Annotated in this window: 13 protein-coding genes, 1 other RNA gene and 1 riboswitch; of the genes, 12 read left to right on the forward strand and 2 right to left on the reverse strand. The window is 60.7% G+C overall.

The window, feature by feature from the left end:
• Positions 1–162: 162 nt before the first annotated feature.
• Complete coding sequence (gene guaA, locus ABD833_RS02090) at positions 163–1,695, reverse strand: glutamine-hydrolyzing GMP synthase (protein ID WP_345070646.1); 1,533 nt, start codon at positions 1,693–1,695, stop codon at positions 163–165.
• A gap of 218 nt (positions 1,696–1,913) precedes the next feature.
• Between guaA and ABD833_RS02095 the strand changes: the two genes are divergently transcribed.
• From ABD833_RS02095 to ABD833_RS02125, 7 genes are all read left to right on the forward strand, one after another.
• Entirely contained in the window at positions 1,914–2,372 is a 459-nt protein-coding gene (locus ABD833_RS02095) for a carboxypeptidase regulatory-like domain-containing protein (protein WP_345070647.1), read from the forward strand.
• A 378-nt stretch (positions 2,373–2,750) separates the two neighbouring features.
• Positions 2,751–3,185, forward strand: a complete 435-nt coding sequence (locus ABD833_RS02100; protein ID WP_345070649.1) for a carboxypeptidase-like regulatory domain-containing protein — start codon at positions 2,751–2,753, stop codon at positions 3,183–3,185.
• 114 nt (positions 3,186–3,299) lie between these two features.
• Positions 3,300–3,396, forward strand: an RNA gene (gene ffs, locus ABD833_RS02105) — signal recognition particle sRNA small type.
• 90 nt (positions 3,397–3,486) lie between these two features.
• Positions 3,487–4,143, forward strand: coding sequence for a fructose-6-phosphate aldolase (fsa, locus tag ABD833_RS02110; protein WP_345070650.1), 657 nt, complete (start codon positions 3,487–3,489; stop codon positions 4,141–4,143).
• Positions 4,144–4,236: 93 nt separating this feature from the next.
• The gene (locus ABD833_RS02115) at positions 4,237–4,440 is read left to right on the forward strand and encodes a fructose-6-phosphate aldolase (protein ID WP_345070651.1); all 204 of its coding nucleotides are present in this window, start codon (positions 4,237–4,239) and stop codon (positions 4,438–4,440) included.
• 115 nt (positions 4,441–4,555) lie between these two features.
• The gene (locus ABD833_RS02120; RefSeq protein ID WP_345070652.1) at positions 4,556–5,251 is read left to right on the forward strand and encodes a cell division ATP-binding protein FtsE; all 696 of its coding nucleotides are present in this window, start codon (positions 4,556–4,558) and stop codon (positions 5,249–5,251) included.
• Positions 5,252–5,491: 240 nt separating this feature from the next.
• On the forward strand, positions 5,492–6,400 hold the full coding sequence (locus ABD833_RS02125) for a glycosyltransferase family 2 protein (RefSeq protein ID WP_345070653.1): 909 nt from the start codon (positions 5,492–5,494) through the stop codon (positions 6,398–6,400).
• Between the two features lie 56 nt (positions 6,401–6,456).
• Here the strand turns inward: ABD833_RS02125 and ABD833_RS02130 are convergent, their stop codons facing one another.
• Positions 6,457–7,353 (reverse strand): hypothetical protein, encoded by an 897-nt coding sequence (locus tag ABD833_RS02130; protein WP_345070654.1) that lies wholly within the window; start codon positions 7,351–7,353, stop codon positions 6,457–6,459.
• A gap of 125 nt (positions 7,354–7,478) precedes the next feature.
• Here ABD833_RS02130 and ABD833_RS02135 point away from each other — a divergent pair, with 125 nt between their 5' ends.
• From ABD833_RS02135 to ABD833_RS02155, 5 genes are all read left to right on the forward strand, one after another.
• Positions 7,479–8,663, forward strand: a complete 1,185-nt coding sequence (locus ABD833_RS02135; protein ID WP_345070656.1) for a DegT/DnrJ/EryC1/StrS family aminotransferase — start codon at positions 7,479–7,481, stop codon at positions 8,661–8,663.
• Positions 8,664–8,734: 71 nt separating this feature from the next.
• The gene (locus ABD833_RS02140) at positions 8,735–9,760 is read left to right on the forward strand and encodes a Gfo/Idh/MocA family protein (RefSeq protein WP_345070658.1); all 1,026 of its coding nucleotides are present in this window, start codon (positions 8,735–8,737) and stop codon (positions 9,758–9,760) included.
• Between the two features lie 52 nt (positions 9,761–9,812).
• Positions 9,813–10,013: a hypothetical protein gene (locus ABD833_RS02145; protein ID WP_345070659.1), complete on the forward strand. Its 201-nt coding sequence runs from the start codon at positions 9,813–9,815 to the stop codon at positions 10,011–10,013.
• Positions 10,006–10,419: a type II toxin-antitoxin system VapC family toxin gene (locus ABD833_RS02150; RefSeq protein WP_345070660.1), complete on the forward strand. Its 414-nt coding sequence runs from the start codon at positions 10,006–10,008 to the stop codon at positions 10,417–10,419. Before ABD833_RS02145 ends, ABD833_RS02150 begins: the two co-directional genes overlap by 8 nt.
• A 107-nt stretch (positions 10,420–10,526) precedes the next feature.
• The gene (locus tag ABD833_RS02155; protein ID WP_345070661.1) at positions 10,527–11,267 is read left to right on the forward strand and encodes an EcsC family protein; all 741 of its coding nucleotides are present in this window, start codon (positions 10,527–10,529) and stop codon (positions 11,265–11,267) included.
• A 387-nt stretch (positions 11,268–11,654) separates the two neighbouring features.
• Positions 11,655–11,747, forward strand: a riboswitch (SAM riboswitch).
• Positions 11,748–12,201: the final 454 nt, after the last annotated feature.

Here is a 12,201-nt window from a genome sequence, read left to right on the forward strand (position 1 = left end):
GCAGCAGCTACAGGAATCCTCGGCTCTGGTTCAGTTCGGCGGCCCGCTGCCGGACAGGCATTGTCGACCAAAAAAGCCGCTCCGGTCACCCGAAGCGGCTTTGTAGCGCCTAAGCGCGTCGTCCCCAAAATCCGAAAAATCCGCAGGAATCCGTGGTTCCGATTACTCCCACTCAATCGTGGCCGGGGGTTTCGAGCTGATGTCGTACACCACGCGGTTGATGCCGCGCACCTGGTTGATGATCTTGTTCGACACGTCGGCCAGAAAGTCGTAGGGCAGGTGGGCCCAGTCGGCGGTCATGCCATCCACGCTGGTCACGGCGCGCAGGGCCACCACCTGCTCGTAGGTGCGCTCGTCGCCCATCACGCCCACGCTCTGAATGGGGAGCAGCATCACGCCGGCCTGCCATACCTGGTCGTAGAGGCCGTAGTCTTTCAGGCCGTTGATGAAAATGGCGTCGGCGCGCTGGAGCAGGTCAACTTTCTGGGGCGTGATGTCGCCCAGAATGCGGATGCCCAGGCCCGGACCGGGGAAAGGGTGGCGGTGCAGGATGTTGTGGGGCAGCCCCAGCGCATCGCCCACCTGCCGGACCTCATCCTTGAACAAGGCCCGCAGCGGCTCCACGATTTTCAGGTTCATCTTCTCGGGCAGCCCGCCCACGTTGTGGTGGCTTTTGATGGTCACCGCCGGCCCCTTCACCGACACCGACTCAATCACGTCGGGATAAATGGTGCCCTGGGCCAACCAGCGGGCTCCATCCACCTTTTGGGCTTCCCGGTCAAACACCTCAATAAAGGTGCGGCCAATGGCTTTGCGCTTCAGCTCGGGGTCGGTGAGGCCGACCAGGGCCGCGTAAAATTCCGTTGAGGCATCCACGCCGCGCACGTTCAGGCCGAGGTCCTTATAGGAATGCAGCACCTGCTCGTACTCGTCCTGGCGCAGCAGCCCGTTGTTGACGAAAATGCCGTGCAGGCGGGGCCCGATGGCGCGGTGCAGCAGCAGGGCCGCCACCGAGGAATCAACGCCGCCGGAAAGACCCAGAATCACCTGGTCGGCGGGGCCGATGGTGTTTTCCAGGGCCAGCACCATGCTATCCACGAAGTGCTCGGGCGTCCAGTCGGCCGCGCAGCCGCAGATGTCCAGCACGAAGTTGCGCATCAGCAGCTTGCCTTCGGTGGAGTGGGTTACTTCGGGGTGAAACTGGATACCGTAGGTTTGCTGGCCCTGCACGTGGTAGGCGGCCACGGCCACTTCCGGCGTGCCGGCAATAATGTTGTAGCCCGAAGGTAAGCTCTTGATGGTATCGCCATGCGACATCCACACCTGCGAGTCGATGGTCAGGTCGCGCAGCAGGGGGCTGGCCGGGTCGAGGTGGTTGAGGCGGGCGCGGCCGTATTCCCGGATCGTAGCGGGCAATACTTCGCCGCCGCCCTGCTGGGCCAGCAGCTGGGCGCCGTAGCACACGCCCAGCACCGGCACCCGGCCCAGGTAGCGGCTCAGGTCGGGGTTGGGCGCTTCCGGGTCGCGCACTGAGCACGGCGAGCCCGAAAGCACGACGCCCCGGATGTCCTCAGTGAGGTCCGGGGCGCTGGTATAGGGGTGAATCTCGCAGTACACGTTCAGTTCCCGGATGCGGCGGGCAATGAGCTGGGTGTACTGGGAGCCAAAATCGAGAATCAGGATTTGTTCGGGCATGTGACAAAGGTAGGCAGGCGGGCGGAGGAGGCAAAATATCCGGTCCGTTACGGGGATCTTAGCAAAGCGAATATGATTCGATTCTGATATGATAGAACTTGGTGAATAAATATTGCGGGATAAATTGAAATAATAAAAATATTTGTTTGTATAATTACATCATTATTCTTTGCGGGCAGGCTTGCTGCCAGTGAAGGATCATCTTAAAACGCCCTGGTATGAAAAATATCCTTTACTCTTCCCTGATCCTGCTTGGTCTGTTGCCCCTGAGTGCTACCGCCCAGACTGATCAAACGTCGTCCGGGCGCCAACTGCCCCCCAAGTCGATAGCGGCCCTCACAATAACTGCCACCAGCGGTATCGCCCCCGGCGAAAACTCCGGCCGGCTGTTCGTCGGTACCGTGCTGAACGAAAAAGGCCGGCCGCTGGCGGGGGTGCTGGTTTCTGTCGGGCCCGGCAAAGATCAGGTGACGGTGACCAACGCGGAGGGCACCTATATGCTGCATTCAAGTGCCGCCAAGCCGCTGCTGCAGCTGCGGTATGCGGGCTACGAAGATGCTGAGCTGCGGCTGTCGAATCCGCAGCCGGTGACCTTTAATCTGGAACCCATCAGCGACTACAAACGCCAGCTGCGCAAGCAGAGCAAGGCCGCCGTGAAAGCCTTCTACAACAAATAGCCCTGCCGACTGCCCGATTCCTCCCCCGGGCGTCCCGTGAAGTGAAGCGGGTTCTTTGCTTTGCGGGGCGCTTTCCCGGTTGTCAGCAAACAGGACCGGCTAGCAGCAAGACAAGCAGCGGTTGCCGGCCGCGAGACGGAACCGGGTTTTGCCAACGGCACAAAATGAAAATACCGCCCCGGGGAAGTGCAGGCGATTACAGAAATGCCGCCCGCCCGTGGTTTTACCGGCTGGGACGGGGGGTGGAATTGGTTGAAAGAAAAGTATCGGAGGATATAACAATAAGTGGCTGATAGTTATTAGCTTAGTAGAACCCAGGCTATTGGTAGTCTGGAATTAAGCGAAATGCTTTTTTCCCTCCCTTTGTTTGCTGGTTTTATGAAAGCCTCCCTGCTTCTCTGCGGCGTACTGCTGCTGGCCTTGTTCTCGCGGTCAGCCACTGCTCAATCCGGAAATGGGCAACCCGTTGCGCGGGCCGACAAAGTCAGCCCGGCCTCCGCCCCGCCGATGGTGCGCTACATAACCGGCAAAGTGCTCAATCTGGATGGCCGGCCGCTGGCGGGAGCCACTGTTACCGTTGGGCTCCTGTCCGGTAAATCGCAGACCGGCATAGCCAACTCCCACGGAGAAGTGCTGGTTCAGACCACCGAGCCGGCTCTGACGGCTGCCGTAAGCTACGCGGGCTACCAGGCGGAGCAACAGAAACTAGAGGGCGCGCAGCCGTTTAGGTTTGCCCTGAAAGCCATACCGGGCTACCGGAAGGATCTGAAAAAGCGGAGCAAAGCGGCGGTGAAAGCCTTCCGGAAAGGCTGATAGCCAGTGGCGGCGAAAAAATAAATCCGCTGACTATCTGCGACAAAGCACCAAATAAAAGGAATTATCCCGCTCACCAGGGCCATTTGGCGGCGGATATAGTGTATATTTGTCCCGGCGAGTCAGAACGACCAGCTCCTGTTGAACTCCCCCAGGACCGGAAGGTAGCAAGGGTAAACGGTTGAGCGGTGCGATTTTGGCTCGCTTTTTTTTGCCCTGTTCCCAAGGCCCCAGGATAACCCCGCCGCGTTTGCCGGCAAACGGTTAGCTTTGGGGCATTCTTTTTTAATTCTCTGCCCGCATGAAGTTCTTCATTGATACCGCCAACCTCCAAGACATTCAGGAAGCCGTCGACCTCGGCGTACTCGATGGCGTGACGACCAATCCTTCCCTGATGGCCAAGGAAGGCATCAAGGGCCTGGACAACATCATGGCGCACTATCGGCAGATCTGTGAGCTGGTGGAAGGCGACGTGTCGGCCGAAGTTATTGCGGTGGATTTCGCGGAAATAGTGCGCGAGGGCGAAATGCTGGCCGATCTGCACCCCAACATCGTGGTGAAGGTGCCCATGACCCGCGACGGGGTAAAGGCCATCCGCTACTTCTCCGAAAAAGGCATTAAAACCAACTGCACGCTGATTTTCTCGGCCGGTCAGGCGTTGCTGGCCGCCAAAGCCGGGGCCACCTACGTGTCGCCTTTCGTGGGCCGCCTCGATGATATCGGGCACGACGGCCTGCAGCTGGTGGAGCAGATCGTGCAGATTTTCAGCAACTACGGCTACCCCACCCAGGTGCTGGCCGCTTCCGTGCGCCACATACCCCACCTGATTCAGTGCGCCGAAATCGGCGCCGACGTGGTGACCTGCCCGCTGAGCGTAATTACGGGCCTGCTCAAGCACCCGCTGACCGACAGCGGCCTGGCTACCTTCCTGGCCGACCACAAGAAAGTAAATGGCTAATTCATAATGGGTGAAATGAGAAAAATGGGCTGAATGTGCTCCGGCGTCATTTTCACATTTTTCACATTTTCACATTTCCCACATTATAAGTCCATGTACATCATCAAAGTAAAGGGCAAGGCCAAAATTCCGGACTACATTCAGCTGCGGGACGAGAACTTCGTGCTCATTGCCTACTTCCGCGCCGACCGACCGCTGAAGGACCTGCACCGCTATGGGCTGGAAAACAAGGAAACGGAACTGGCGGCCGTCATCGCCGGGCTGGAGTTCGGCAAGCTGCAGAAGCTGGAAATTTGAGTAGAGTGCTTAGTGCTTCGTTGTTAGTGACTGGATCATTCTGGTTTAGCCAGAATAGGTTTTGACCATCCTCTGCTGCCTAAGCACCAAGCACCAAGCACCAAGCACCAAAAAGATGGCCGTTATTGAATTGCACGAGGTGTTCGTGATGCAGGACGTGAATACGGTGCTGCAGAAAGTGTCGTTCACGCTGGAAAAGGGCGAGTTTGCCTACCTCGTGGGCCGCACCGGCTCGGGCAAAAGCTCTTTGCTTAAAACCCTGTACGCCGACCTGCCGGTGGGGGCCGGGGCGGCCACCGTAGCCGGCTACGCCCTACCCAAGCTAAGCAGCGGCAAAGTGCCGTTTCTGCGCCGCAAGCTGGGTATCATCTTCCAGGATTTCCAGCTGCTGTTCGACCGCACGGTGGCCGAAAACCTGCTGTTCGTGCTCAAGGCCACCGGCTGGAGCGGCAAGGCCAAGATCCAGCAGCGCATTTCGGAGGTGCTGATGCGGGTGGGGCTGGCGGGCTCGGCCAGCAAGATGCCCCACCAGCTTTCGGGCGGCGAGCAGCAGCGCGTGGTTATTGCCCGGGCCCTGCTCAACGAGCCGCTGCTGCTGCTGGCCGACGAGCCCACCGGCAACCTCGACCCCGACGTGGCCGACAGCATTATGCGCCTGTTCGTGGAAATCAACAACTCCGGCACGGCCGTGCTCATGGCCACGCACAACTACCAGATTATCCGCCAATACCCGAAGCGGGTGCTGAAGTGCGAAAACGGCCAGCTGATCGACTCCGCCGTCACGCCGTTTCAACTAAAAACGGAGAATTAAGAACTACTTACAGCGGTTTCATGATCGGTGTACATGTAGCGGCGCGACCCTTCGCGGCTCCTCGTTGAACGAGGCTCATCCGTTGCCGTTCTGGCAGGAAACGCGAAGTATCGCGTCTCTACACCGCATCTATACCGTTCGCGAAACCGCTATAACGCGACCCGGCGTAACTCCCACGACCTTACAGCAGGGCAAGGACACCCCCCCGGCAATTCTTAATTTTTAATTGTTAATTCTTAATTGGAAACAGGGCTTTCGATACTGATTCCGGTGTACAACCGCGACGTGACGGTGCTGGTCAGCGACCTGCTGGAGCAAGCGGCGGACTGGGGCGGGCCGGTGGAGATTCTGTGCTTTGATGATGGCTCCGCGCCGGAATTCCGCGAGCTGAATGCCTTGCTGGCCGCGTGGCCAATGGTTTGCTACGTGGAGCTGCCGCATAATGTAGGCCGGGCCGCCATCCGCAACCGCCTTGCCGCCGCTGCCCACCATGGGTGGCTGCTGCTGCTCGACAACGATAGTCTGCTGCCCGACGACCAGTTCCTGACCCGCTACGCCGACGCCCACGCTCTGGCCCCGGTGCTGGTAGGCGGCACCATCTACGAGTTTGCGCCGCCCGCCGACCCCCGGCTATATCTGCGCTGGTGCTACGGCCGGGAGCGGGAAGCGCGCCGGGCCAGCGTGCGCCAGCAGGAACCGCACGCCCAGCTCACGCTCAACAACCTGCTGATCCGGACTGCCATCTTTCGTCGGTTCGGCCTCGACGAAAGCCTGACCCGCTACGGCCACGAAGACACCAAGTTCGGGTGGCGGCTGCGGGAAGCCGGCATTGCCGTACGCCACCTCGACAACCCCGTGCTCCACGATGGGCTGGAGCCCGCCGAGGACTTTCTGCACAAGACGCACGATGCCGTGCGTAATCTGGCGCTGCTGTATCGTACCGAAGGGTTGGGAACCGATACGCGCCTGCTCCGCATGGCTTTGCGCCTGGAGCAAAATGGCCTGAGCGGGCTGGTGCGACCTGCCCTGACCGCGCTGGAACCAGTCTTCCGCCGCAATCTACTGTCCGGCAAGCCCGGCCTGCGGCACCTGGATATGCTGAAGCTAGGCTGGCTTCTGCAGGCTCTGTACCGGCCTGCTGAGAAATAAGAAAGGCCCGTCACTCTTCGTAACGGGCCTTTCTTATTTCTCAGTAATCTGACTTATTAGTCGTTGTCCGTATTCTTCACTTCGGACTTCACTTCCTTGTAGGCCCCTTTTACGGCACTACCTACCTTACTGCCCACTTTGGCGGCACCCTGGCCTACGTCTTTGCCGGTTTCCTTTACATCGGAGGCAGTATTGCGGGCCGCCTGACCTACGGCACCGCGCTCGTCGGCGGTGCGGGCGTTCATTTCGTTGGCTTCGCCCCGAACCTCGGCGGCTCCCTGCGAAACCCGGGCTTCCGACTTATCAAACGACTTAAAGGCGGCGTATTTCAGCTTCTCCTTCTGAATCTCGGCCAGATCGTTGGCGGGAATGTCGCCTTTCACCACGTCGTAGGCTTCATCCAGGGCGCGCCACTCGGCATTGATGTTTTTCCAGTCGTTGATATCGTACTTGTCCTCGTTCAGCTTCACGCTCTGCACGAAAGCTTCGTAGGTGGCCCGGGCATTGGCCGCCGTGACTTTGCTGGCCGGGTTGCTGGGTTTGTAGTACTGACCCATCACCGCCGTGGTAGCCATGCCGCCGGCGCTGCGGTTGCGCCAGGCCATGTCGCGCTGGTCGTAGGCCGTGGTGTAGCGGGTGCGCAGCTGCTCGATTTCCTGGCGGCGGGCGTCGTCGTACTGGCCGGCATACTGGTCAACGGCGGCTACCTTGGTATCGAAATCGGCCTTGAGCCGGGCCGTTTCGGCATTGTAGTCGGCTTCGGTAGCCGTGGCGGCGTTGCCGGCGCTGGTTTCTACCGTCGCTACGTAGTCTTTAAAGTTCGTGTAGGCCTGGTCGCTATCCTGGGATACTTCCTTTTTTTCGGCCTGGGAGCAGCTGGTCTGGGTGAAAGTGAGGCCGCCGATGGTGAGCAGCGCGGCCAGGGTATGGAGGGTTATGGTTTTCTTAAACATGGCAGGAGGTGTTGAAGGGAGAGAATATAGCAGCAGTCAAATGCTACGCTGCCCAACTAAACGGAAGCTCCGGCGCGGGGTTGCATCGCGCGGCCGAGAACAGGCATCAGCTGGGGGTACTATCTTTGGCTTTTACCCTTCAGCCGCTGCCCTTGCCCACGCCTTCTTCCCCGGTCTCACCAATCCAGATGCTGGACCTGGCGGCCCAGCACGCCGCCATTCAACCGGAGCTGGACGAAGCCCTGCGCCACACGCTGCACGAAGCCGCCTTTATCCAGGGGCCGGCCGTAGGGGAGTTTGCCCAAGAGCTGAGCGACTACCTCGGCGGCCCCCACATCGTTCCCTGCGCCAACGGCACCGACGCGCTCCAGCTGGCGCTAATGAGCCTGAGCCTGCCGGCCGGGGCCGAAATCATCATGCCCGCCTTCACCTACGTGGCCACGCTGGAAGCGGCCGCCATCCTGGGATTGCGCCCCGTACCCGTAGACGTGCGGCCCGACACGTTCAACCTCGATCCGGCGGCGGTAGAGGCGGCTATTACGCCCCGCACCGGCGCCATCATCGTGGTTCATCTGTTCGGGCAGTGCGCTGATCTGCCGGTGCTGCTGTCCATAGGGGAGAAGTACGGCGTACCCCTTATTGAAGACAATGCCCAGGCCATTGGGGCCACCTGCCAGCTGGCTGATGGCCGGCGGGTGGCGGCCGGCACGGCGGGCTACGCGGGCACCACCTCGTTTTTTCCCTCCAAAAACCTCGGGGCCCTCGGCGACGGTGGGGCCCTGTTCACGCAGGATGCGGCGCGGGCCCAGCTCCTGCGCCAGCTCGCCAACCACGGCCAGACCCGCAAGTACCACCACGAGTACATCGGCCTCAACTCCCGCCTCGACACCCTGCAGGCGGCCCTGCTGCGCGTAAAGCTGCGCCACCTGCCGGCCTGGACCGCCCGCCGTCAGCGCCTCGCCGATCAGTACGATTCGGCTCTGGCGGACGTAGCCGGTCTGCGCGTTCCGGCCCGGGACCCGCGCAGTACGCACGTCTTTCACCAGTACACGCTCATTGTGGAAGAAGCGGCAAGTGGCTCCAACCGTCGCGACGAGCTACAGCGGTTTTTGCAAGAGCGCGGCATTCCCAGCGTCGTGTATTACCCCTTGCCCAACCACCTCCAGCCGGCCTACGGCTACCTGGGCTACCGGGCCGGGCAGTTTCCGGTGGCCGAGCGCCTGTGCCGCACGGTGCTGTCGGTGCCTATTCATCCCACGCTAAGCGACGAGCAGGTGGCGTACGTGGCGCAGACGATCCGGCAATTCTGACGAACGGGCCAAACCGATAAGTTTTGGGCGCGTGCAGCGGAAGCAGCCGGTTCGCGCTACATTCGCAGCCTGTGAGCAACATTCTTCCCGCCGTTCGTTTCGCCATCTGCGGCGTGGGCCACATCGGCCGCCGCCACGCCACCTTCGTCCAGAACCACCCCGGAGCGGAGCTGGTGGCCCTGATCGATATTCTGCCCGTCCGTCAGGCGGCCCTGGCCGCGGAATTTCCCGGCGTGCCGTTTTTTCTCTCCCTGGCCGACTATCTGGCTCAGGGCCCCGCCGCCGACGTGCTGACGGTGGCCACGCCCAACCATCTGCACGCGCCCCAGGCCATTCAGGGGTTGAAGCACGGCCTACACGTTGTTATTGAAAAGCCTATTGCGTTGCGGAAGGTTGATGCCGAGGCCATCGTGCATACGGCCCTGCAAACCGGCCGCCTCGTGTTTGGGGTGATGCAGAACCGCTACTCGCCGCCCGCCGCCTGGCTCAAGCAGGTGTACGACGAAGGCCGGCTGGGGCAGATCTACCTCGTGCAGCTCAACTGCTTCTGGAACCGCGACGCCCGCTACTACCAGCCCGACGGCTGGAAAGGCCGGCAGGAGCAGGACGGCGGCACGCTCTTCACCCAGTTCAGCCACTTCGTCGATCTGCTCTACTGGGTGTTCGGCGACATCACCAGCATCACGGCCCGCTTCCGCGACTTCAACCACGCCGGCCTCACCGACTTCGAGGACTCCGGCCTGGTGACCTTCGACCTGGTGCGCGGCGGCAGCGGTACCTTGCAGTACAGCACCGCCGTCTGGGACCGGAACCTGGAAAGCTCCCTGACGGTGGTAGCCGAACACGGCAGCCTGCGCATCGGCGGGCAGTACATGGACAAAGTCGAGTACTGCCACCTGCGCGACTACCAGCTGCCTGAACTGCCGCCCACCAACCCCGCCAACGACTACGGCCCCTACCAGGGCAGCGCCGCCAACCACGTGCAGGTGATAGAGAATGTGGTGGATACGGTACAGAAACGCAGCTTCGCCACGACCAACGCGCTGGAAGGCATGAAGGTGGTGGAGATTATCGAGCGGGTGTATAGTTTGAAGTGAGAACCAGTTCGCCAAAATGACTGTATCTTCATCGTATTCTTTTCCATCAGCTATGAGCCGCACGGACACGATTCTGCAGGAAATTGCTTCGCTGACTCCCCACGAGCTAGAGCTGGTGTATCAGGAAATCCTGAAGCGGCGGAGCAACCGGGTAGCGGAGGTGTTAGACCGCCATCGGGGTAAAGGTCAGGGCGTATGGACCACCGATGCCCAGCAGTATGTAAATCAGCTGCGCGCCGACGACCGTGAGTAAACTGTTCTTTGACACGGCCCCGTTTATTTACCTGGTCGAAAACCACCCCGATTTCTACCGGCCCGTCGCTGGCTACCTGACGCAGGTAGTAGGGGGCGGCGCAGTGCTGGTTACCAGCGTACTTACCTACACCGAGTTTTGCGTAAAACCTGAGCAGCTGGGGCGTCCGGATGTAATTCTGGACTTCGACGCACTATTACGGGACCTGGACATTCAAGTGCTTGATATACCGTTGGCTGTGGCTACGCTGGCTTACAAGCTGCGGGCGAAGTACTCATTTTTGAAAGGCATGGATTCGCTGCAAGTGGCCAGCGCCCTTCACGCCGGCTGCAGCCAGTTTCTAACAAATGATAAGAAATTGAAGAGTGTGCTGGAAATACAGGTAGTCGTGGTAGCTGACTTATAATGGCTGCGCTCCGCTGCTCTCGTTAGCATCTTTGAGCGGCGCAAATGAAATCGTTCACCGAGAAGACGCGAAGGGTCGCGTCGCTAGACCGTTCGTGAAACCGCTACATGTCCTTCCCCGACCAGCAGGCCTACGACGAGCTGCACGCCTGGCAGCAGCAGATGCAGCGGCCCCCGTCGCTGCTGAACCGCGTGGCCCGGCGGGTGCAGACGCGGCTCAATGCCCTGCTGCCGGAGAAAGTGCACCAGGCCCTTACTTCGGCTATTAAGCAGATGGTGCGCGGCGTGCTGTTCGGCTCCACCCACACCACCCGCAAGCCCATTCTGGAAGCTTCGCTGGCGGCCCGCGAAATAGCCGTGCGCGACCATATCCGCTACTACCGCACCACGGCCGCGGCCGAAGGAGCTCTGACCGGCGCGGGCGGCTTCCTGCTCGGCCTGGTCGATTTTCCCCTCCTGCTCAGCCTTAAGCTCAAGCTGCTCTTCGACATTGCGGCGCAGTACGGCTACGATGTGACGGACTACTCCGAGCGGCTCTACCTGTTGCACATTTTCCAGCTGGCCTTCAGCAGCCAGCACAGCCGCAACGAAACCTACCGCCGCCTCGCCGACTGGGAAACCTACCGCCACACCCTGCCCACCGACGTCCACGAGTTCGACTGGCGCACCTTCCAGCAGGAGTACCGCGACTACATCGACCTGGCCAAGATGGCCCAGCTTGTGCCCGTAATCGGGGCGGCCGTGGGCGCCGTGGCCAACTACCGCCTCATCGGGCAGCTCGGCATCACGGCCATGAACTGCTACCGGATGCGCTACTTCGCGGCGCAGCCGCCGACACTGCTCACGTAGCAGCACCGCGGCTTTACACCCTTCAGAACGACACGGTGAGCTTATGAAGCTGTTTAAGAAGTCGGTTTCGGGTCATGCTGAGCGCAGTCGAAGCATCTTGCTCGCGTCGTTGAACGGCTCCGATGACGCGAGCGAGATGCTTCGGCTGCGCTCAGCATGACCGTCTGGAGTGTTTCGAACGACTTCCTGAACAGCTTCTATATAAAGCCGCCCGCGTTGATGATTGCGTGGTGACCAAACAGCAGCGACAGCGAGGCAACGACCGGCAGACCCCAGTGAGCACCAGCAGTTTTTAGGTCACTACCAAACGCGTACTGGAAATTGGCTTGCAAATCCCAGGTATACGGACTTACCTTTGCCGCATCAATTCTTTATCCCAAAGGATTGTTTTTATAGAGAGGCGCTGAGAGACAGGCTCTGTGACGCGCCGGCAACCATCCGCAACTGCGGGCAAGGTGCCAATTCCTGACCATATAAAAACAAGTTGCCGTGGACGCTGCCAACACTTCCCCCGTTTTCTCTGCTGCTTTCGATGCCCGGCATCGGTCGTGTGGTACCTGTGGTACCCGACTGATGTGTACGCGCCCGGCGGATATGGGCTGTTGTTGTTGTCGGGCGTAACGTTTCCGGTACCCTCCTCGGGCGGGACTAAGCGGGCGGAAGGGCGGTTGATCCGCTGCCGGCTCCCGCTTTTCCGGCTGCTTTAGCGGCCTCCTTTCCTTTCGTGGTTTTTGCCCGGCTACCGGGCCCCCGCTCGTCGTGGGGCTTGTTGCCCTGAGCCGTTAAGGTCGCTCCTCAGTCCGGGAGTCCGCCGGGGTTTTCCGCGACCACGCAGGTGCCGAAGTGCCGCCGCCAGAAACGCCCGGACCCGCCGGTTGACCGCCCCGAAGCAGGGGCCCTGCTGCCAAACTCCCCTTTCATTCCTGGTCCGGCC

Origin of the sequence: Hymenobacter fastidiosus, from assembly GCF_039539565.1 — a bacterium.
GTDB lineage: Bacteria > Bacteroidota > Bacteroidia > Cytophagales > Hymenobacteraceae > Hymenobacter > Hymenobacter fastidiosus.

Bases quoted from the DNA above. Each gene is read 5' to 3' on its own strand.
- ABD833_RS02100 (WP_345070649.1), top strand. From the start codon at position 2,751: ATGAAAGCCTCCCTGCTTCTCTGCGGCGTACTGCTGCTGGCCTTGTTC.
- ABD833_RS02130 (WP_345070654.1), bottom strand. From the start codon at position 7,353: ATGTTTAAGAAAACCATAACCCTCCATACCCTGGCCGCGCTGCTCACC.
- guaA (WP_345070646.1), bottom strand. From the start codon at position 1,695: ATGCCCGAACAAATCCTGATTCTCGATTTTGGCTCCCAGTACACCCAG.
- ABD833_RS02115 (WP_345070651.1), top strand. From the start codon at position 4,237: ATGTACATCATCAAAGTAAAGGGCAAGGCCAAAATTCCGGACTACATT.
- ABD833_RS02145 (WP_345070659.1), top strand. From the start codon at position 9,813: ATGAGCCGCACGGACACGATTCTGCAGGAAATTGCTTCGCTGACTCCC.
- fsa (WP_345070650.1), top strand. From the start codon at position 3,487: ATGAAGTTCTTCATTGATACCGCCAACCTCCAAGACATTCAGGAAGCC.
- ABD833_RS02120 (WP_345070652.1), top strand. From the start codon at position 4,556: ATGGCCGTTATTGAATTGCACGAGGTGTTCGTGATGCAGGACGTGAAT.
- ABD833_RS02095 (WP_345070647.1), top strand. From the start codon at position 1,914: ATGAAAAATATCCTTTACTCTTCCCTGATCCTGCTTGGTCTGTTGCCC.
- ABD833_RS02155 (WP_345070661.1), top strand. From the start codon at position 10,527: ATGTCCTTCCCCGACCAGCAGGCCTACGACGAGCTGCACGCCTGGCAG.